Source organism: Rothia sp. HMSC061D12 (genome assembly GCF_001836735.1).
Lineage (GTDB): Bacteria > Actinomycetota > Actinomycetes > Actinomycetales > Micrococcaceae > Rothia.
The window spans coordinates 1,369,770-1,389,144 of the sequence record NZ_KV830305.1 but is presented as its reverse complement, the minus strand read 5'-3'; the positions used below and the strand labels follow the sequence as shown (position 1 = coordinate 1,389,144).

Sequence of the window (19,375 nt, the reverse complement as noted above, 5' to 3'; positions counted from 1 at the left end):
TAGGGAGCCGGGTAGTTTCAGTCTACGCCCGCACGGGCTGAGGGGCGGCTGGGGCCAAGAAAAAATGTGGCGCACGGGAATAATACTCATTTCTTCCCGTTGAACTCTGTGAAGACATCATTATCTAAATTTCACAGGAGAATATTATGACCACCCCCGCTCAGTTGCACTTTGACATGGTCGTCATCGGCTTCGGCAAGGGCGGCAAGACCCTCGCCGGCGCATACGCCAAGACCGGCAAGAACGTTGCCCTCATTGAACAGTCCAGCGGCATGTACGGCGGCACCTGCATCAACATCGGTTGCGTACCCACCAAGGCGCTCGTACACCGCGCCGACGAGTTCCGCGCCAGCGGCGAGCGCAGCCTTGAAGAAGCAAACGCCGCCTACGAATCCGCCGTGGTTTTCCGTGACAAGCTGACCGGCATGATGCGCGCCAAGAACCGCGAGATTCTGCTGTCCAACGAGACCGCTAAGCTCATTGACGGTCACGCACGTTTCGTCTCCGACACCGAGGTTGAGGTCACCGCGGGCGAGGACACCCTGCGCGTTACCGCCGACTACTTCATCATCAACACCGGTGCCGTGTCGGTTATCCCGCCGATTGAGGGCATCCGCGAATCTGAGCGTGTGCTCACCTCCACCGAGCTGCAGAAGCTCACCCCGCGCCCCAAGCGTCTGGGCATTATCGGTGGCGGCCCCATCGGTGTTGAGTTTGCCGGTATTTTCTCCTCCTACGGTACCGAGGTGACCATTCTGGACGGTGCACCCGCCCTCTTCGGCCGCTACGACGAGGACGTTGCCCAGGTTGCCCGCGAGATTATCGCAGACCAGGACATTACCGCTCACACCGGCGTGCGTGTGCAGTCCTTCAAGGACGGCGCTGACTCGGTGACCGTAACCTACCTCGACTCCGAGGGCGCTACCCGGGAGCTGGAGGTGGACTACGTGATGGTTGCGACCGGCCGCAAGCCCGCCACCGAGGGTCTGGGTCTGGAGAACACCAGCATCGAAACCAATGACCGCGGCGCAATTGTCGTGGATGAGCACCTGCGCAGCACCGTGCCGAACATTTTCGCGCTCGGTGACGTGAACGGCGGCCCGCAGTTCACCTACATCTCCATGGATGACTACCGTGTGGTGCTCTCCCAGCTGGTCGGTGACGGTTCCCGCTCCACCAAGGACCGCAAGGCAGTGGCTTCGACCATTTACATGAACCCGCCGCTGTCTTCCGTGGGTCTGACCGAGCGTGAGGCAATCGAGGCTGGCCACAAGGTGAAGGTCGCTTCGAAGCCGGTTGCCGCGGTTGCCGCGATGCCGCGCGCGAAGACCCAGGAGAACCCGCGCGGCATCATGAAGTTCGTGATTGACGCGCAGACCGACCAGATTCTGGGTGCCCAGCTGCTGGTAATCGAGTCCATGGAGGTTATTAACCTGGTGGCTCTGGCGATGCGCCACGGCATTACTGCTTCGCAGCTGCGCGATGAGATTTACACTCACCCCTCGATCACTGAGGGCCTGAATGAGGTTCTTGCCGTCGCGGCGCCCGTGAACTAGTTGAACTAGAATCGCGTCTGGATTCGCGGTTCGTATAGCGTTTCTGCTTGTCTGAGTGCTTCCCTGCCCGTTCCTCCCGTTGTGCTGTCAACGGAGGTGCGGGTGGGGAAGCATTTTTGTTAAGGCTCATATATACCTAGTCGCTAAGCATGCCCTAAGATGGTTATGAGATAAGCGCAAGCTCACCGATTGGGTGGTCAGCGCGAGAGGGCTCGGAGGAGACACCCACTCGCTGCTACACCCACCACAGCGCATCGCCTGCGCCGCGCATACAACCGAAAACCAAAGGCACGAACCGGGAGAATCATGGCACTGCCCAAAATCAAGCCCTACACCTACGTCGACCGTGAACACAGCAACCGAGTGAGCTGGCCCGTGGACCCCTCCCGCGCTGTACTGCTCGTGCACGACATGCAGGTACACTTCGTCCAGGCTTTCGAAGGGGCCAACCTGGGTGAGGGTAACGACAACCCGGACGCCCAGATCAACATCGCCATTCGGAACCTGCGCCGCCTCATTGACGCCGCCCACGCCGCCGGAATCCCGGTCTACTACACCGCGCAGCCGCCGCGCCAGAACCCCGAAGACCGCCGCCTGCTCATCGACTTCTGGGGCGACGGCCTGCAGAACGACGAATCCGCCCGCGTGCTCGACGAACTGGCACCCACCGACCGCGACACCGTGCTGACCAAGTGGCGCTACTCCGCGTTCGTGCGCAGCCCCTTCGAGGACCTGCTCAAGGAGTCTGGCCGCGATCAGCTCATTATCGGCGGCGTGTACGCGCACATTGGCTGCCTGACCACCGCCCTGGAGGCGTTCATGCGTGACATTCAGCCGTTCATGGTTGCGGATGCGCTCGCCGACTTCTCGGAAGGTGAGCACCGCACGGCGTGCGAGTACGCTTCGGGTCGTTGCGCCCGCGTGCTCAACACTGCAGATGTGCTCGCAGACCTGCAGAAGGCTGAGGCTACTGAGGAGGCGCGCGCATGAGCTGGGTGATTGTGACCGGTGCGAACGGTGGTATTGGTGAGGCTACCGTCCACCAGCTGATTAAGAACGGTTATTCGGTATTTGCGGCTGACCTCGCCGAGCAGCCTATCGCCTCCTTCGGCACCTACGGGGACGCCATCTTCCGCTACCGTTCCGTGGACGTGACCAGCGAAGAGTCCGTCACCGCCCTCGCTAACGCTGTGGCGGCACTCGACGAACCCATCACCGGCGCGGTACTTGCCGCGGGTATCGCCCACAGCCAGCCGCTGCTGGAAACCAGCTTCGACACCTGGAAGCGCCTGCACGCGGTCAACTCCGACGGCGTGTTCCTGTGCCTGCGTGAATTCGCCCGCATCATGATTGACCAGCAGGAGTCCGACCCGACCAACAGCCGCTCCCTGGTGACGGTCGCCTCCAACGCGGCGCGCGTGCCCCGCGCGGAATTCGGCGCCTACGGTGCGTCCAAGGCGTCGGCGGCGCGTGTGAGTTCCAGCTTCGGTCTGCAGCTGGCTGCGCACGGTATTCGCGTGAACTCGGTCTGCCCCGGCACCACCCGAACCCCCATGGTGACCGACGCCTGGGAGGGTGAGGACCGCTCCGCCCTGCCGGTTGCCGGTAACCCGGAAACATTCCGCCTGGGTATTCCGCTGCGCCGTATTGCTGACCCTGCGGATATTGCTGCAGTGAATGCTTTCCTCATTTCTGAGGCGGCACGCCACATCACCATGCAGGAGATTGTCGCCGACGGCGGCGCCACCCTCTAGCGGCTCCTCGCGCCCGGCCTGTGAATACCCGGCGCGAACCTACACACCACTGATAGAAGTACGATGACGAACCTTCCTGACTTTATCTTTGCCACCGGCACCCGCGTCCTGCGCGCTTCCGGTGCGATGACCCCTGTCACCTTTGATAACCCCCTGGACGAGGCAAAACGCGCCGGTAGCGCCGTTGTGGGTCTGATTCCTTTTGACCCGGACATGCCCGCCTACCTCTTCGTGCCCGAACGCCTGGAAGAGCAGCAGGTACCGGTCCCCGAGCAGACCGTAGAACTTGCCGAGCCGGTATCGGTCACCGGCCGGCAGAACGACCGGTTCCGTGCCGCCGTGGCGACCGCCGTGGAGCGCATGAAGGCGGGTGAGCTGAGCAAGATTGTGCTCTCACGCGTGCTGACCGCCCGCTACGCACCCGGCACCCTCAACCTGGAGGCGCTGTACAGCAACCTGCGCGCCCAGCAGCGTTCCGCATTCAACTTTGCGGTGCGCCTGCCCGATGGCGAGCGCGGCATGACCGGAAGCTACCTGATGGGCGCCTCCCCGGAGCTGGTGTTCCGCACCGAGGGCCGCGCCTTCAAGACTCACCCGCTTGCCGGTAGCGCCCCGCGCATTGCCGAGCCCGGTAGCGCCGAGGACGAGGCGATTCGCGACCGCCTGTTCGCCTCGCCGAAGGACCGCGGCGAGCACGCCTACGTCATCAACGACATTGCCGAGCGCCTGGCACCCATCGCCGAGGAGTTGAACGTGCCGCAGGTGCCCTCTCTGCTGAAGACCCCGCAACTGTGGCATCTGGCGACCCCCATCGACGGCGTGCTGAAGGAAGGTCTGACCTGCCTGGACGGTGCCCGCGCGATTCACCCGACCCCCGCGATTTGTGGTGCTCCCACCGAGAAGGCGCTGGAGCTGATTCGCCAGCTGGAGTCCTTCGAACGCCGCTACTTCGGCGGCCTGGTCGGCTACATGGACGCCGAGGGTAACGGCGAGTGGGCTCTGGTTCTGCGCTGCGCCCAGGTTAGCCCGGATGAGGCGGTGCTGTACGCTGGCGCGGGTATTGTGGCTGAGTCCGACCCCGAGCTGGAGCACACCGAAACCGGCACGAAGCTCGGCAGCTTCGGCCGCGCACTGGGTGTGGACACCCTGGGTGAGGATACCCTCTAGGCTCTGTCTTGAACGCCTTGACGAGGCGGAATAAAACGACAGAATAAAACAGCAGAATAAAACGACTGAACGCGCTCGCTGGCATGGCGGGCGCGTTCCGTCGTTGTATGAGTTGGTAGGGGATTGAGCGCGACTAATCGGTGAGCAGGCGCTTGAGCTCCAGGGGAGTAGCCACCGGCAGAAGCTGAGCCTCAACCTGCGCGGGCTCACCCTCGGCAGGGTTCTCCACTGCCAGGGCGATGAGCATCTTCTGCGCGTGCTCGGGGTTCTCCGCATCGGGGAGCGCCACGGGTACCCACTGCAGGCTAAAGCTACGCTCGATAGCCTCGCCGCCCTGAGGCATGGGTGCGCTAAAGGTCGCACGCGCGATCAAACTGTCCTGAGTCAGTACACGCAGGGTGCTAGACTCGGGGGCGCTGTTGTCCAGAAGGTCCCCCGGGACCTCCTCGTTCATAGCAAGTTCGAGCGCATCCAACAAGTCATCGGTGAGCTGCACCCGAACCAGGGAGGGCACCACGCTCAGACCGTGGCCGGTCGCTTTGAGCACCGCCTCCTTAGCGGTCCACAGCGCCACCGAGAGCAGGTGCAGTACGGGGGCGGGGCGTTCCTGCGCCACCCGCTCATAGAACGTACGTTCTTCATTGGAGAGTGCCAGACGTGCAAAACCGGAGAACAGGCGCGCATCCAGAGTCTCAACATCCACGCCGAGTACCGCCGAGGGGTTACGGCTAAAAGCGCCCACGACCAGCGGGTTCACCTGCGACATATTGAAATTCACGCCCGCAATACGCGGCTTGCCGTGCTTCTTACCGCTGGTGCACAGGGTGCAGGAACGATCCACCTCAATCTCAGAAGCGGCACTTGAAGGCACATCCAGACGCGCCGCCGCCATGGCGCGCATGAGCGCCTGAGTACTCAGGTAGCTGACCGCCGCCGTGGAGGTCGGCAACTGCGCCGCATGCTGCTGCTCGGCAAGACCCAAGTAGCTCAACCAGCTAAAACGCAGGGAACCGTACATGGTGCGGGTGGGGAGAGCGAAAATCTGCACGCGCTCGCTCGGGCGGGCGGTAGGGCGCTCCGGGCGCTGTGCGCTGGGTGTTTCGGGGGCAGAATAGCTCATAGGTTTAGTGTACCCGCCCGGCATTACGGCAATTGGCGCTACGAGGCTACTTGAGGTTGTCCACAGCCTTGACCGCGCGCTACGCACCCTCGCCGCCGGTGCGGTAAAGTCATCACAGACATCATTACGGACTGCCGCCCGCACGATAGAGGGGCGGCACAGAAAGAAGGTACCGTGAACAGCACGCAAGAAATCATTGCCGCCGCAGACGGCTCGGCGCTGGGCAACCCCGGACCGGCGGGCTGGGCATGGTATATCGACGACGACCACTGGGCGAGCGGCGGCTGGGCGCACGGCACCAACAACATGGGTGAGCTCAAGGCGGTCCTGGACCTGTTCGAGGCGACCGCATCCCGCCCGGAGGCGAAGCTGCGCGTGTACTGCGATAGCCAGTACGTCATTAACTCGCTGACCAAGTGGATGCCCGGCTGGAAGAAGAAAGGCTGGAAGAAGTCTGACGGCAAGCCCGTGCTCAACCGCGACCTTCTGGAGGCGCTGGATGCCGCCTTGGCGGGTCGCGACTACGAGTTTATTTGGGTGAAGGGCCACGCGGGCCACGAGCTCAACGAGAAGGCAGACTCCCTGGCGAATGGTGCCGCGCGCGCCTACCAGGAGGGTTGCGAACCCGCGCACGGTCCCGGTTTCGGTGGCTCTGCTGAGCCTGCTGCGGCTCCGGCTGTTGAAGAGCCAATTATGAACGCTCCCGCGGCTGAACCGGCACTCTCTGAGTCTTCCGCGGATGCCCACCTGCCCGTGCAGGAATTCACCGCCGCCGAGATTGAAAACGCCCAGCGCGGCGTGGAGAGCCTGCGCTTGTCCGGTCTGCTGCGCCCCGCTTCCGCGGTGAACGCCCCCGACCCGGAGGCGGTCCGCACCCGCAAGGAGCAGCTGGCGCTCGCGGCAGAACGCGCCGCCGAGCGTGACGCAAAGGCACTGGCACGCCAGCAGGAGGAGACTGCTCAGCAGGCTGCCAGCGCCGCGCAGACAGAAGAAGAGGATGACCTGACCGGTCTGGAAGAGTTCGCCGGCATGGACCCGAACGACGTTGACCCGGCGGAACTGCTGGGCGAGACGGAAGAACAGGTAGCAGAGCATGCGGCAGAACCCGCCATGGAGCCCGCTGTAGCACCCGTGGAGGAAGCGCCCGCTCAGCCTGTTGCACCTGTTCAGACTGCTACGCCTACCCAGCCCGCTGAACCTGCACCGGTGGCACCCGCGCCTGCCGCACCTTCCCTGAACCCCGAGGAAGCCGCCGCCGCTGAGCAGCTGCTGGAGAGCCGCGGCTCCGTCATGGAGGCGGCGCAGCTGGAATCCATGCTGCACGAGCGTCTGGTGTGGGTGACCGCCACCGGCAAGTCGGTGTCCCGCTCCTCGGTGTTGCAGTACCGTGAACGCGCCTTCACGCAGCAGGGCGCCCCGCTCAAGCAGGGTGTGCAGGTGCTGGACTCTTCCAACGTGCTGGTTATGGCTGCGGTTGCTACCGCGCGTGGTCGCGTGAGCCGTTCGAGCATCTGGCATTACGACGCTGAGCGCGGCCTGTGGCGTCTGCGTTTCCGCCAGGAGACTCCCGCCTCCTAAAACTCAGCCGCCTAAAGCCCGGGTCATAATGCTCGGGCTTCTAGGTTTGTGCCTTTCAAATTTCCACGCAATAAAACCCCGCCGCATCCTCAAGTACGAGGATGCGGCGGGGTTTCTCTCAATAGATGTTCGCCGCCTTCTGGCGAATCTGGCTGGCGGTGTGCCGTGCGGCCGGGACCTTTTAGCTGCCCGGTCTGCCGCCTGCCTGCGGGCGGGCTGTAGAATCTGTAGCTCTGACCCCTTAGCCGACGAACATGGAGGCGTTAGCCTGCTCGGTGTCTGCGTAGTTCACGCCTGCGCGGGTGAGCGCCTCGTTGATCTGGGTGATGGACGCTTCGACCTGGCGCTGGGTTGCGTGCCACTGGTCCAGCACGCCCTGGAAATTTGCGGATGCGGAGCCGGTCCAGGAGCTCTGCAGGTCGTGCAGGGAGGCGGTCATACCGTTGACGTCTGCGGTGATGGATGCGACGTAGGATCGTGCCTGTGCGCTCTTGGCTGCGATGACTTCGGAATCGACATTGAACTGTGCCATGGTTTTTCTCCTTTGAGATTAGGTGGGGTGGGGCGGTTGCCCCGGGTGGCGCTTGGGGTTTGGATCTCTGGAAGGGTTGAGTTCCTGACCGGAAGCTTGTTATCACTATATCTTTCAAAATGCATCAAATAAGCTAAAAAATGATGAATTGATAAATCTGTGGATAAACCCGCCAGGTTGGCTCCACCATCTCGAAAAAATCGAAAACCAGCCTGAAAATGACGCCGCCATGACGCGCACAGCAAAACCCCCGAACCGTAGAACACTCAAGTTCCACAATCCGGGGGTTTATGCGTCAGTGCTATTTCATCAGCTGATCGTCCGAGACGGGCGGCGGATAGAACGGCAAAGAAATCACGAAGGTAGCGCCGCCACCATCGGTCTCTTCAATGTGAATCCTGCCTTCATGCTGCTCGATAATCGCAGCCACAATGGACAGACCCAGACCCGTACCGCCGGTCTCACGCGAACGCGAGGTGTCGGTGCGGTAGAAACGCTCGAAGACGCGCTCGCGGTCCTCGCCGTGAATGCCGGGGCCGTGGTCGCGCACCTCCAGCACGGACAGCGGGAAGCCGTGAACCTCTTCGCGTACGCCCACCGCAATCTCCAGGGGAGAGCCGTCGGGGGTGTAGCGCATGGCGTTGGTCAGCAGGTTCGCTACGACCTGACGCAGGCGTGATTCGTCGCCGAGTACGGTTGCGGAGGTCGGCGCGACCTCTTCGTTCAGACCCACCAGGGACACTGCACGGTCGGGTGCCGTAGCGTAGGCGTCGTTCGTAGCGTCCACCGCAAGGTTGAACAGGTCGAAGGGCGCCAGCTTGGATTCGCGGCGCTCATCAATACGCGCCAGGGTCAGCAGGTCTTCCACGAGCTGACCCATACGCTTGGACTCCGATTCGATGCGGCTCATCGCGGTAGCGACAGCCTCATCGGTCGGTAGCGCGCCCTGACGGTACAGCTCCGAGTAGCCTCGAATACTGACCAGCGGGGTGCGCAGCTCATGCGAAGCGTCACCCACGAAGCGGCGCATTTTCGCCTCGCTCTTCTCGCGGGCTTTGAAGAGCATTTCAATCTGGGTGAGCATCGTGTTCAGCGAAACCGCGAGGTTACCGATCTCGTTGCTGGGGTTGTAGTCCTCAATACGCTGAGAGAGGTCACCGGCAGCGATCTTGGCGGCGGTCTGCTCCACGCGAGCCAGCGGCTCGAAGGTGCGGGTCACAATCACCCAGGTCATCGCAATGGCGGAGGCAAGAGTCGCCAAACCAAACGCGAAGGTCAGCACGCCCACGAGGGCGACCACCTGGTTGGTCTGCTTCAGCGGCATGGCAATAATCAGGGATGCCGCCTCCGTCAGCCCGGAGGAATCATTCGACTCGATGGGCACGGCGAGCACACGCCAATCGGAGGAGCTGCCCACCGAGTTGACGGTGACCGCCTCCTCATTTTGCTTGCGAACCTTCTCTTCGGTCCAGCCCTGCAACGCCGGCTCGCTGAACTGCTCGCTGTCCTCGGACTTGAGCGAGTACAGTACGTTGCCGTCCTTATCGAGCAGGTACAGGCGGTAGGTGCTCAGGGATCGTTCCTGATTGCCGGAGGGGCGCACGGTCGCCAACTGCACGAGTGAGGGGGCGTTGCTTTTCATCTCTTCATCCAGCTGGTGCACCATCTGGGCGCGCAGAGCGGAAATCGCCACCAGGCTCGTCACCGCAATGGAGAGGGCGATGAGCATGGAGGTGATGAGCACCAGCTGGGTGCGAAGGGAAAGAGACTGGGGGATCCGGTCGAGGGGTTTGAGCGCCACGTTAGCCTCGAGAACCGCGAATCATGTAGCCCACACCGCGCTTGGTGTGGATGAGCGGCTCGTGGTTTTCACGGTTGTTGTCGATCTTGCGGCGCAGGTAGGAAATGTAGGACTCAACGATGGAGGAGTCACCGTTGAAGTCGTACTCCCACACGTGGTCAAGAATCTGCGCCTTGGACAGCACGCGGTTGGCGTTGAGCATCAGGTAGTGCAGCAGGTTGAACTCGGTGGGGGAGAGGTCAATCTCTTCGTCACCGAGGAACACTTCGTGGGTGTCCACGTTCAGGGTGAGGGCATCAACGCGCAGTACGGCGTCGTCCTCTTCCTGGACGCTGCGGCTACGGCGCAGAATCGCGCGGATGCGGGCAATAACCTCGTCGAGGGAGAAGGGCTTGGTGACGTAGTCGTCGCCGCCAGCACCCAGACCGGTGACCTTGTCTTCGGTGGCGTCCTTCGCGGTCAGGAAGAGCACGGGGGTGGTGGTGCCGTTTTCGCGCAGGCGGCGGGTCACCTCGAAGCCGTCCATGCCGGGCATCATGACGTCCAGGACGATGAGGTCGGGGTTTTCGGCGTGTGCCTTTTCGAGGGCTTCGCGGCCGTTGCCGGCGGTGACTACTTCAAAACCGGCGAAACGCAGGGAGGTGGCGAGCAGTTCAAGAATGTTGAACTCGTCATCGACGACTAGGAGTTTTGCTTCAGCAGACATACTCTATCTTTCTCTCTGAATGGCAGGCTGTACTTGATAAGTGAATGATGTGTGTGTGAGCTTGCGGCTCAAATCTTTATGCCTTGTTGCGGCGCATGACCGACAGAATGAGTGCGGCCATGAGGGCGATAAAGGCGACGGGTAGGAGGACCAGCGGAATCTGGCTCATGAGGGCGGGCGGCGTTGCCCCAACCCACTTCATCACGAGCATGGCAACTCCGGTGAGCAGACAAAGCAGGGCGAGAATCGCGCCGCCTGCACCGAGCCAGCGGATGGCTCCGGCGTAGGGAAGGGGCGCGGGCGCCTGGTCTGCGGTGCTGCGCGTGTCCTGTACGGGTTCATTACTCATGAATTTAACGGTATCAGCTCACACACAGCTGTTCGTGGGCGAAGCCCCAGATTTAGCGGTTTGAGACCCAAATTCACAGCGTATGTGAAGCTTAGGGGAGCGACCGCACTGTTTGTGCACGCGAGATGCTTTAATAGGGGTATGTCTGAACAGGTTATTGAACTGCTCCCCGAAACTACGCCCGCTACTGACGCGCCCGCAGAGTCCGTTGCGCCTTCTGCCGCGCCTGAGAGCACCGACGAGGGTAGCGCTGTACCTGCTGAGACTCAGCCCTCCGTGAACGCCGAAGAACCTGCGGCCGCTGAAGAAGCAGCCGCTGAGGAAGCGCCGGCAGAGAACGCGGAGAAGGCCGAAGACTCCACCCCCGACCCCTTCACCCCGCTGGATGAAGAGGTGGGCGCCCCCTCCCTGGGTGTTCCGCACAAGCTGCGCCGCACCTCCAAGGTGGATGAGATTCTTGCCGCCGCCAAGGATGTGGCGTTGCAGGGCGTTCAGGAAATCGCCCCGGCACACGCTATCGGCCTGGTGCACCACGTGCGCGCCGAGGAAGAGCGTCTGAGCACTCACCTTTTCGAGTGCACCCTGCCCGGTTACCGCGGCTGGTTCTGGTTCGCGACCCTCTCGCGTGCGCCTCGCTCCCGCGTGGCAACGATCTGCGAGGTGGGCCTGCTGCCCGGCGACGACGCGCTCATTGCGCCGGATTGGGTGCCGTGGGCTGACCGCGTTCGCCCGGAAGACCTGGAGGAGAACACCGCGCAGGAGAACGCAGAGTCTGCTGAAACCGCTGAGGCAGAGGAATCTGCTGAGCCCGCAGAGAACAAAGCGTAAGAGAACGAATCTGCCGTGGAAGAAACCGCTTAGGCTGAGTCCGCAGAGTAAGCCTACCGTCTACTCCTCTTAATAAGGGGTGGGTTAGCAAAAGCGTATATATAAGGTGTCTTGAGTCGTCCAATGAGTTTTCATTGGACGACTCAATAACTTAAGCCGTGGCAAAAGCCGCTGAAAAAGTACATAATAGATTATTGAATAAGTAACGACTTAGGCAGTGCTATCTAAGTACTGTTGCGGTGATAGCTGGGAGAGATACATGACAGACCTCATCGATACCACAGAGATGTATTTGCGCACCATCCTCGAACTGGAGGAAGAGGGCATCGTCCCCATGCGTGCGCGTATCGCTGAACGACTCGAGCACTCCGGTCCGACCGTTTCCCAGACCGTGGCACGCATGGAGAAGCACGGTCTGCTCACCGTTGAGCCGGACCGCCACCTCGAACTGACCGAGGAAGGCCGCCACAAGGCGGTCGAGGTGATGCGTAAGCACCGCCTGGCTGAGCGCCTGCTCTCCGACATTATTGGTCTGGAACTTGAGTACGTGCACGAAGAGGCATGCCGCTGGGAGCACGTCATGAGTGACAAGGTGGAGAAGCGCATCCTGGAGATGCTCAAGGACCCCAAGTTCTCCCCGTACGGCAACGCTATCCCCGGCTTGGAAGATCTGGGCCACACCAGCGAGAAGAACGACGAGCGTACCGTGCCCATGTCCCTGGCCGCGCGCGACTCCGGCCCCGAGGACCGCTTCACCATTTCTCGCTTCCCCGAGTCCATTCAGACTGATGTTGAGTTGCTGAAGCTACTGGCTGACGCAGGCATTGTCTACGGCGCTTCGGTGTCCGTGGTTTCCGGCCAGAACGATGACGTGATTGTTCACGCCGACGGTGAAGAGGACACCCTCTCCCTGGACATGGACGTGGCAAACGCGATTGTGGTCAAGCGCGGCGGCAACCTCTAAGCTCTAGTTCTGAGAGTCCGCTAACCCAGTTCACGCTTTAAACGGTGGTATCGCCTCCCTTGGTGGAGGCGGTGCCACCGTTTTTGTGTCTGCGGCGGTTTATATGGTCTTACGCTGGGATCCGGGTTGAGGCGCCTAGCGGGCGGGGCGTTTCAGAGTTTGGTCGTGTGCGCGGGCGCATATACTCCTCTCTCAAAGTTTTAGCAACTGCGCTCGAGTGCATTTTTCGTGTTTTTCGCTTAAATCTGAGGTTGAAACTGAGGGAAACGCCGGTATCTGAGCAATCTCTGAGGGTGGACGCTTAAGAGACGAGGCTCATTTTTAAGAGTTTTGAACCCTGTCCTTAAGGGGTGGTGGTGCCTTAAAAGCGAATGTGCATCCTTGTGAAATGCCTAGTCAAGCGCCTTAAGTCGCTTAAGCTCCCACAAATAAACGGGTGTCTAGTCAGTCCAATCCGCTCTGTTCCGCCGGGGGTGAAAGTCCAAAATTTAAGGCTGAAAGAGGTGACAACTGGGAGTTTTCTGTGTATTCTCTTTTCTGTGCCCAAATCCTAATCGTAAGAGGGCACCGTCGAAGCGGTTCCGCTGAGTTCTGCCAACGCTTCGATGAACGTCTACCCAATATGGCAGAAGCGGGGGACCCAATCCCCAAGCTGGGATACGGCTTCTCAATCGAGAGGCCTCGGGGCTAAGTCACTTCGGTGGCCGAGCGAATCCATGCTCGAGCCCGACAGCTCACCTCGTCAGGCAATGGAGGAATTACCAATGGCTAACAAGATCGTACGTACCGCAGGTGCAACCCTCGCAGCAGGCGCAATCCTGCTCGGCTCGACCGTTCCCGCGAACGCATTTGCACAGATCCCCGCTGCTGCTGATCTGTCCTACGACTACACCAACTACGAGTTCGACTACACCAGCTACAACACCCCCGCAACCACCTACGTTGCACCCCAGGCTCAGGCACAGCAGACCTACGTTGCTCCCGCAGCAACCGAGGCACCCGCTGCTCCCGCAGTTGAGACCTCCTACGTAGCACCCCAGGCTGAGGCACAGCAGGCTTACGTTGCACCCGTTGCAGCTCCGGCACCCGCTGCTCCCGCAGCTTCCACCGGTAACGCATCCCGCGACGCAATCGTTGCAACCGCAATGAGCGGCCTGGGCGGCGCATACGTTTGGGGCGGCAAGACCTTCGGTGCATGGGACTGCTCCGGCTTCACCTCCTGGGTTTTCGCTCAGCACGGCATCAAGCTGACCGCTTTCACCTACGCAATGAAGAACGAGCTGCGCCCGACCGCTAACCCCCAGCCCGGCGACATCGTCTTCCAGAACGGCTACAGCCACGTTGGTATCTACCTGGGCGACGGCAAGATGATCTCCGCTCTGAACCCCACCAACGGTACCCTGGTGCACCCCACCTCCTGGATGTCCGTTGACGGCTACTACACCGCTCTCTAAGCCTTAGCGCATAAGAGCTGGGTCTAGCCCAACATACTTCTCAAAAGGCGCCTACCCCACACGGGGTGGGCGCTTTTTGCGTACCCGAGAGATTCTATGAAAATACCGCCGAGAATGCGCCTTAGTACGGGTGCATTCTCGGCGGTATGTGTTTTAAGTGTATGCGGCTAGGATGCGAGAGCCTGCAGAAGCCCCTGCGGGTCCTGCGCCCACTCGCTGAGCTCTGCCTGCAGATTGGCCCGCGCGGGCTCCTCCCAGAGATGCAGAGCCTGTTCGGAGAGGAAGATGCGCTTACGCCCTAGGATTGAACGCAGGAAGGTCGTACGACCGGCACGGAACGCCTCATCGTCAAAATGGGAATACTCGCTACGCACCCCGCGCAGGTAGCGGCGATAGCGTGCCGAATCAGCCGCCAGGATAGCCATATCGGCATCGAGGAAAAACTGAATATCCGCCGGCTCATAGCCCGCCGGTAGGTCGGCAGGCTCGGGCAGCTCGTGGGTTGCCGTGGCGCGCACCAGAAGGCTCACCATCTGCAGCTCGTCACCGCTGAGTAGGCCTGCGGTAACCAGCGGCTCCAGGGAGGTGTTCGCCAGCTGCTCGCTACGGCGCTCATCCTCACCCGGCGCGCCCTCATAGACCGCATCGTGGAACCACGCCGCCAGAACCAATGCCAGGGGAGTAGAACCCTGCGTGCGGTGTGCGTAGAGGCGGTCCAAATCGGTGAGCATCTGCGAAAGGTGCCCGCTGTGGTGGTAGGCGCGGTGCGGATGCTCCCACGCCTGCAGCAGGTTCTCACCCAGTTCCGCCACCTGCGCCGTGAGTTGAGCTTGGTTCACGGCAGGGGCCTCCACATGCTTGAGGCGGGGTGTATTAAGGCGGGGCGCAAACGCCGCCTCCCAGGCGCGAAGCAGACGCGGGCGAATCTTTTCCGGGCGTTCCTGCAGGGGAATCCGTAGACCGCTGGCAATGAGCGTGCGAGTCAGCTGTGCACCGCTGAGCTCCTTTGCGCCCGCCCGAACCAGCTCATCGTAGAGGTGCGCCGGAACATCATAGTGGTCGCGGTCGAAGGCACGCTCACTGATGCCCGCCGCTGCGGCGAACTCGTGCAGTTCCGCCAGGGACACATCGGAGATGAGGTGTGAGAAGACGGTGCCGTGCGCGGGCCAGGTGGGTGGGTCAATGTAGATGCTCATTCGTATATTGTAGGAGCGGTTCTGCCGCCGGGTGCGGGTGTCTTCGGGCGGTGAACACAGGGCGGTGGACAAGGGCTGTGCGGACTCGCGGTGCGGGGTGCTTTATACTGGATAGGTACGCCCTCGTAGCTCAGGGGATAGAGCACTTCTCTCCTAAAGAAGGTGTCGGACGTTCGAATCGTCTCGGGGGCACACAGAACCGGTATTTACGCCGGTACGAGAAAACCGCCCGTCGCTTGCAGTAGCAGGCGCGGGCGGTTTCTCTGTTTCTGCACGTAACGAGTACTCAAGAAAATACGTTATAGCTGAGACAGGTCAATCTTGCCCATCAGCAGGATCTTCTCGCGAGCGGCCTTATCCGTCATCAGCTCAGCAATATTATGCGGGACAACCTGCCAAGAAATACCCCAGCGATCTACACACCAGCCGCAACGCTCCGCCTCAGGTATAGCCGAGAGCTGCTCCCAATAGTAATCAACCTCCTCCTGAGTACGGCACGAAAGAACTACCGAAACCCCCGGCGTGAATGTGAAATCGTGGAAAGTGCCGGAATCAGCAGCCGCCATCCAGGTGCCGTGCAGGTTGAAGTCGGTAAACATGACCGCATCTGCCTCAAAGGGGCTACCTTCCGGATAGTGGTACAGGGTGCCGCGGCGGGCATCATCAAACATGGAAATCCAGCCGTTGGTGGCTTCTTCTGCATTGCCGTGATTCGTGCCGCCAAACATGAAAGAAGGCACGACGAAGGGTCGCGGGTCGCCTGCAGGATTGGTAAGCATCAGCTGCCAGGTCATACCAAAACGATCACGCACCCAGGCGTAGCGTGGGGAGAAAGGATACTCACCCAGTTCCATCAGCACACCGCCGGTACTTAGCTCTTCGTAGAGTTCATCGAGGTATGCTCGCGCTTGCGCCTCACCACCGAAGAGGAGCGGGTCAAAGTTTAGGATGCAACTGATGGACTGGTTCGGGACGTACCGGTCATCACCATTAATGAGCGAGAGCTGGAAACCGTGGATGTTTAGAATCGTCGTGAATCCGGGCACCTGTTCAATGATGGAAGCATCGCGAAAAACCCTGGTATAGAACCGTGCGGCTTCATCGGCTGAGCCATTGCACCATAGGGCTATTGAGAGGCTCGGAGGTAAGGTCTGGGTCATGCGGTCATCCTAGCATGACTATTCTGCGCCACCGGTGTGCCGTTGCCGATTTAGGTTGTGAGGCTGATTGACCGAACGGGTGGGAGCCGCGGAGTAAATGCGGTAGCATGGAATATCGAACGTGTATTCTAGGCAGCGAGGTAGATGATGAGCGACAAGCCCGAACAGCAGAAGCAGCCCTTCACCGAACAGGACGGCCTCTTCGCCGCCGAACTCGTCACCCCCGCAGCACCCGCACCGGCTGACCTTGCACCGGCTGACGAGCCGCCCTTCGATCCCTACTACGACGTACCCCCTGCCGAGGACGACTACTACGCCCCTCCCATGGACGCCGCAGTGATGGATGCTCCGGTGATGGAAGCGCCCGCACAGGACGTACCCGCAGCCCTGCCTACCGGCATGCCCGCCTACGGTACCCCTGCTAATAGCGCGCCCGTTCCTGAACCCGGCGTGCCCGCAGCCTTCACCGCCGCAGACCCGCTCGGCGACTTCATGCCGCCCGCTTACCGAGTCGGCGGCTACGGCGATGACTTCGACCCCGCCGACCCCTACGGCGAACGCACCCACAGCCTCAATGCGGTGGACCCCGCCTCCCTCACCGCCGGGCTCAACGAACGCCAGGAAGAAGCCGTGCTGCACTCCGGCTCGCCCCTGCTCATCGTCGCGGGCGCCGGCTCCGGCAAGACCCGCGTGCTCACCCACCGCATCGCCTACCTGCTTGCAACCCACCGCGCGACCCCCGGCCAGATCCTCGCCATCACCTTCACCAACAAGGCTGCCGCCGAAATGCGTGAACGTATCGAGGCGCTGGTCGGCCCGCGCGCCAAGCACATGTGGATCTCGACCTTTCACAGCTTCTGCGTGCGCGTGCTGCGCCGTGAGGCCGCCGCCCTGGGCCTGAAGTCCACCTTCACCATCTACGATTCGACCGACTCGCAGCGCCTGCTGAGCCTCATCATCAAAGAGCTCAACCTGGACACCAAGAAGTTCACCGCCAAGGCAATGGGCAACCGTATTTCCGCGCTGAAGAACGAACTGGTCAGCGCTGAGGCGTACGCCTCCCGCGTGGCTAGCGATAACCCGTACGAGAAGACCATCGCGCAGATTTACACCGTCTACACGCAGCGTCTGCGCGCCGCCAACTCCCTCGACTTTGACGACCTGATTGGCCGCACCGTCTTCCTGCTGAAGAAGTTCCCCGAAATCGCCAACTACTACCGCCGCAAGTTCCGCCACATCCTCGTGGACGAGTACCAGGACACGAACCACGCCCAGTACCAGCTGGTGCGTGAACTGGTCGGCGCCCACGTGAAGGCGCCGGCTGATCGCGGCCCCTACCCGGACGCGGTGCCCCCTGCCGAACTGACCGTGGTGGGTGACTCCGACCAGTCCATTTACGCCTTCCGCGGCGCGGATATCCGCAATATCACGGACTTCGAGAAGGACTACCCGAACGCCCACACGATCCTGCTCGAGCAGAACTACCGCTCCACGCAGAACATCCTCTCGGCGGCGAATGCGGTCATTGAGCGCAACCCCGACCGCCGCCCTAAGAAGCTGTGGACCGCCTCCGGCGCGGGTGCGAAGATTATCGGTTACGTCGCCGAATCCGAGCACGCCGAGGCACGCTACATCACCCGCGAAATTGACCGTCTGGCGGACGAGCACGGCGTGCAGCCCGGTGACGTCGCAATCTTCTACCGCACCAACGCGCAGTCCCGAACCCTCGAGGACATGCTCATGCGCGCCGGCCTGCCCTACCGCGTGGTCGGTGGTACCCGCTTCTACGAGCGTAAGGAAATCAAGGACGCGCTCGCCTACCTGCGCGCCCTGAGCAACCCCGATGACGACGTGAACGTGCGCCGCATCCTCAACGAGCCCAAGCGCGGTATCGGTGCCAAGTCTGAGTCCGTGGTGGCGGAGTACGCGAGTGCAAACCGCATCTCCTTCTACGCCGCCGCACGCCAGGCAGCCGACATCCCCGGCCTGGGCGCCGCCGCGGTGAAGAAGTACGCCGAGTTTGTGCGCCTCATGGATGACCTGGCGCAGATTGCCCGCACCGAACCCGCCGCAACCTGCCTGGAAGCGGTCCTGGAGCAGACCGGGTACCTGGCGGCTCTGCGCGCCTCTAAGGACATTCAGGACGAGTCGCGCGTGGAGAACCTCTCCGAGCTGCTCGACGCCATGGTTGAGTTCGAGACCGAGAACCCCGGCGCCGACCTGGAGCAGTTCCTCGAACACGTGGCGCTGGTTGCCGATGCTGACTCGATCCCGAACCGTCCCGCCAGCGCGGAGGGTGAGAACGCCTCCGCCGCACAGATTGCCGCCGAAGCTGCCGAGGCGAAGGCGCAGGGCATGGTCACCCTCATGACCCTGCACACCGCCAAGGGTCTGGAGTTCCCCGTGGTGTTCCTGACCGGCATGGAGCACGGCCTGTTCCCGCACCAGCGCGCCCTGACCGACGAGAAGGAAATGAGCGAGGAACGCCGCCTTGCGTACGTGGGTCTGACCCGCGCCATGGAGCGCCTGTACCTGACCCGCTCCGAGACCCGCACCATGTGGGGCAAGAGCCAGTTCAACCCGCCCTCGCCCTTCCTGGAGGAGATCCCGGAGGAGCTGATCGAGTGGAAGCGCACCGCCGGTTTCTCTGGTTTTGGTGCCTCCGGCATGGGCGCGTACGGCGCTCGCGGCGGTGGTTCCTATGGAGGCAGCTCCTACGGTAGCTCGTACGGTGGCGGTTACTCGGGCGGTTCGCGCTCCGGATACAGCTCCGGCTACGGTTCCGGCGGCTACTCGGGCGGCTACGGCTCGGGAGGTTACAGCTCCGGTGGCTCGCGTGGCTCGTACGACCCCTACGAGTCCCGCCCCGCACGCCGTTCCGAGCCGTCCACCGCGGATATTAACGGCTCGGCAAGCTACGGGCTGGCGGCGGCTGCCGCCTCCTCGAAGGTGACGAACCGCTCCCGCGTGCACCAGAGCAAGGAAATCCCGACCCTGGCGGTCGGCGATACCGTGCGCCACACCAAGTTCGGTGAGGGCCGCGTGCTCGCCGTTGAGGGTAGCGGCGATAAGACCGTGGCGAAGGTGCGCTTCGGCTCGGAAGAGAAGCGTCTGCTGCTGCGTTACGCGCCGCTGGAGAAGGTGAGCTAACGGGTCAGGGCTGAGAACCTGATAGTACCGATGGAGGGGCGGGTACCTGCGGGTGCCCGC

At 62.0% G+C, this 19,375-nt stretch carries 16 protein-coding genes, 1 tRNA gene and 1 riboswitch; of the genes, 10 read left to right on the top strand and 7 right to left on the bottom strand.

Translation table 11 applies throughout. The features are described from left to right. Positions 1–146 precede the first annotated feature (146 nt). From HMPREF2682_RS05460 to HMPREF2682_RS05445, 4 genes are all read left to right on the top strand, one after another. Entirely contained in the window at positions 147–1,556 is a 1,410-nt protein-coding gene (locus tag HMPREF2682_RS05460; RefSeq protein ID WP_070688674.1) for an FAD-dependent oxidoreductase, read from the top strand. Between the two features lie 306 nt (positions 1,557–1,862). Beyond that, positions 1,863–2,546, top strand: a complete 684-nt coding sequence (locus HMPREF2682_RS05455; protein ID WP_070832094.1) for an isochorismatase family protein — start codon at positions 1,863–1,865, stop codon at positions 2,544–2,546. Next, positions 2,543–3,310 carry an SDR family oxidoreductase gene (locus tag HMPREF2682_RS05450; protein ID WP_070832091.1) on the top strand — a complete coding sequence of 256 codons (768 nt, stop codon included), beginning with the start codon at positions 2,543–2,545 and terminating at the stop codon, positions 3,308–3,310. Before HMPREF2682_RS05455 ends, HMPREF2682_RS05450 begins: the two co-directional genes overlap by 4 nt. A gap of 63 nt (positions 3,311–3,373) precedes the next feature. Further along, positions 3,374–4,477, top strand: a complete 1,104-nt coding sequence (locus tag HMPREF2682_RS05445; protein ID WP_070832089.1) for an isochorismate synthase — start codon at positions 3,374–3,376, stop codon at positions 4,475–4,477. 133 nt (positions 4,478–4,610) lie between these two features. On the opposite strand, the gene HMPREF2682_RS05440 is transcribed toward HMPREF2682_RS05445, so the two are convergent. Next, on the bottom strand, positions 4,611–5,597 hold the full coding sequence (locus HMPREF2682_RS05440; RefSeq protein ID WP_070832086.1) for a 4'-phosphopantetheinyl transferase family protein: 987 nt from the start codon (positions 5,595–5,597) through the stop codon (positions 4,611–4,613). A gap of 174 nt (positions 5,598–5,771) precedes the next feature. Here HMPREF2682_RS05440 and HMPREF2682_RS05435 point away from each other — a divergent pair, with 174 nt between their 5' ends. After that, a complete protein-coding gene (locus HMPREF2682_RS05435) occupies positions 5,772–7,175 on the top strand; it encodes a ribonuclease H family protein (protein ID WP_070832083.1) in 1,404 nt (467 codons plus the stop codon). A gap of 241 nt (positions 7,176–7,416) precedes the next feature. Here the strand turns inward: HMPREF2682_RS05435 and HMPREF2682_RS05430 are convergent, their stop codons facing one another. The 4 genes from HMPREF2682_RS05430 to HMPREF2682_RS05415 form a co-directional block, all read right to left on the bottom strand. Next, positions 7,417–7,707, bottom strand: coding sequence for a WXG100 family type VII secretion target (locus HMPREF2682_RS05430; RefSeq protein WP_005504526.1), 291 nt, complete (start codon positions 7,705–7,707; stop codon positions 7,417–7,419). A 301-nt stretch (positions 7,708–8,008) separates the two neighbouring features. Continuing rightward, positions 8,009–9,508: a sensor histidine kinase gene (locus HMPREF2682_RS05425; protein ID WP_070832080.1), complete on the bottom strand. Its 1,500-nt coding sequence runs from the start codon at positions 9,506–9,508 to the stop codon at positions 8,009–8,011. 1 nt (position 9,509) lies between these two features. Continuing rightward, a complete protein-coding gene (locus HMPREF2682_RS05420) occupies positions 9,510–10,214 on the bottom strand; it encodes a response regulator transcription factor (protein WP_005504528.1) in 705 nt (234 codons plus the stop codon). A 76-nt stretch (positions 10,215–10,290) separates the two neighbouring features. Then, a complete protein-coding gene (locus HMPREF2682_RS05415; RefSeq protein ID WP_070542974.1) occupies positions 10,291–10,563 on the bottom strand; it encodes a hypothetical protein in 273 nt (90 codons plus the stop codon). Positions 10,564–10,704: 141 nt separating this feature from the next. Here HMPREF2682_RS05415 and HMPREF2682_RS05410 point away from each other — a divergent pair, with 141 nt between their 5' ends. The 3 genes from HMPREF2682_RS05410 (at position 10,705) to HMPREF2682_RS05400 (ending at position 13,809) form a co-directional block, all read left to right on the top strand. Then, entirely contained in the window at positions 10,705–11,391 is a 687-nt protein-coding gene (locus HMPREF2682_RS05410; RefSeq protein WP_070832076.1) for a DUF3027 domain-containing protein, read from the top strand. Positions 11,392–11,650: 259 nt separating this feature from the next. Further along, complete coding sequence (locus HMPREF2682_RS05405; protein WP_070832073.1) at positions 11,651–12,355, top strand: iron-dependent transcriptional repressor DtxR; 705 nt, start codon at positions 11,651–11,653, stop codon at positions 12,353–12,355. Between the two features lie 604 nt (positions 12,356–12,959). Continuing rightward, positions 12,960–13,119, top strand: a riboswitch (cyclic di-AMP (ydaO/yuaA leader). After that, on the top strand, positions 13,120–13,809 hold the full coding sequence (locus tag HMPREF2682_RS05400) for a C40 family peptidase (protein ID WP_070832070.1): 690 nt from the start codon (positions 13,120–13,122) through the stop codon (positions 13,807–13,809). It begins immediately after the preceding riboswitch. Between the two features lie 167 nt (positions 13,810–13,976). On the opposite strand, the gene HMPREF2682_RS05395 is transcribed toward HMPREF2682_RS05400, so the two are convergent. Next, positions 13,977–15,005 (bottom strand): DUF4031 domain-containing protein, encoded by a 1,029-nt coding sequence (locus HMPREF2682_RS05395; protein ID WP_070832068.1) that lies wholly within the window; start codon positions 15,003–15,005, stop codon positions 13,977–13,979. Between the two features lie 119 nt (positions 15,006–15,124). Between HMPREF2682_RS05395 and HMPREF2682_RS05390 the strand changes: the two genes are divergently transcribed. Further along, positions 15,125–15,197: transfer RNA gene (locus HMPREF2682_RS05390), tRNA-Arg, on the top strand. Positions 15,198–15,304: 107 nt separating this feature from the next. On the opposite strand, the gene HMPREF2682_RS05385 is transcribed toward HMPREF2682_RS05390, so the two are convergent. Beyond that, complete coding sequence (locus HMPREF2682_RS05385) at positions 15,305–16,165, bottom strand: VOC family protein (RefSeq protein ID WP_070832065.1); 861 nt, start codon at positions 16,163–16,165, stop codon at positions 15,305–15,307. A gap of 144 nt (positions 16,166–16,309) precedes the next feature. Here HMPREF2682_RS05385 and HMPREF2682_RS05380 point away from each other — a divergent pair, with 144 nt between their 5' ends. Further along, the gene (locus tag HMPREF2682_RS05380) at positions 16,310–19,315 is read left to right on the top strand and encodes a UvrD-helicase domain-containing protein (RefSeq protein ID WP_070832062.1); all 3,006 of its coding nucleotides are present in this window, start codon (positions 16,310–16,312) and stop codon (positions 19,313–19,315) included. The last annotated feature ends 60 nt before the right edge of the window (positions 19,316–19,375 follow it).

Excerpts from the sequence above, each read along its gene's own strand:
- HMPREF2682_RS05380 (WP_070832062.1), top strand. The coding sequence starts at position 16,310 with ATGATGAGCGACAAGCCCGAACAGCAGAAGCAGCCCTTCACCGAACAG.
- HMPREF2682_RS05440 (WP_070832086.1), bottom strand. The coding sequence starts at position 5,597 with ATGAGCTATTCTGCCCCCGAAACACCCAGCGCACAGCGCCCGGAGCGC.
- HMPREF2682_RS05415 (WP_070542974.1), bottom strand. The coding sequence starts at position 10,563 with ATGAGTAATGAACCCGTACAGGACACGCGCAGCACCGCAGACCAGGCG.
- HMPREF2682_RS05410 (WP_070832076.1), top strand. The coding sequence starts at position 10,705 with ATGTCTGAACAGGTTATTGAACTGCTCCCCGAAACTACGCCCGCTACT.
- HMPREF2682_RS05385 (WP_070832065.1), bottom strand. The coding sequence starts at position 16,165 with ATGACCCAGACCTTACCTCCGAGCCTCTCAATAGCCCTATGGTGCAAT.
- HMPREF2682_RS05455 (WP_070832094.1), top strand. The coding sequence starts at position 1,863 with ATGGCACTGCCCAAAATCAAGCCCTACACCTACGTCGACCGTGAACAC.
- HMPREF2682_RS05395 (WP_070832068.1), bottom strand. The coding sequence starts at position 15,005 with ATGAGCATCTACATTGACCCACCCACCTGGCCCGCGCACGGCACCGTC.
- HMPREF2682_RS05460 (WP_070688674.1), top strand. The coding sequence starts at position 147 with ATGACCACCCCCGCTCAGTTGCACTTTGACATGGTCGTCATCGGCTTC.
- HMPREF2682_RS05400 (WP_070832070.1), top strand. The coding sequence starts at position 13,120 with ATGGCTAACAAGATCGTACGTACCGCAGGTGCAACCCTCGCAGCAGGC.
- HMPREF2682_RS05420 (WP_005504528.1), bottom strand. The coding sequence starts at position 10,214 with ATGTCTGCTGAAGCAAAACTCCTAGTCGTCGATGACGAGTTCAACATT.
- HMPREF2682_RS05430 (WP_005504526.1), bottom strand. The coding sequence starts at position 7,707 with ATGGCACAGTTCAATGTCGATTCCGAAGTCATCGCAGCCAAGAGCGCA.
- HMPREF2682_RS05450 (WP_070832091.1), top strand. The coding sequence starts at position 2,543 with ATGAGCTGGGTGATTGTGACCGGTGCGAACGGTGGTATTGGTGAGGCT.
- HMPREF2682_RS05405 (WP_070832073.1), top strand. The coding sequence starts at position 11,651 with ATGACAGACCTCATCGATACCACAGAGATGTATTTGCGCACCATCCTC.
- HMPREF2682_RS05445 (WP_070832089.1), top strand. The coding sequence starts at position 3,374 with ATGACGAACCTTCCTGACTTTATCTTTGCCACCGGCACCCGCGTCCTG.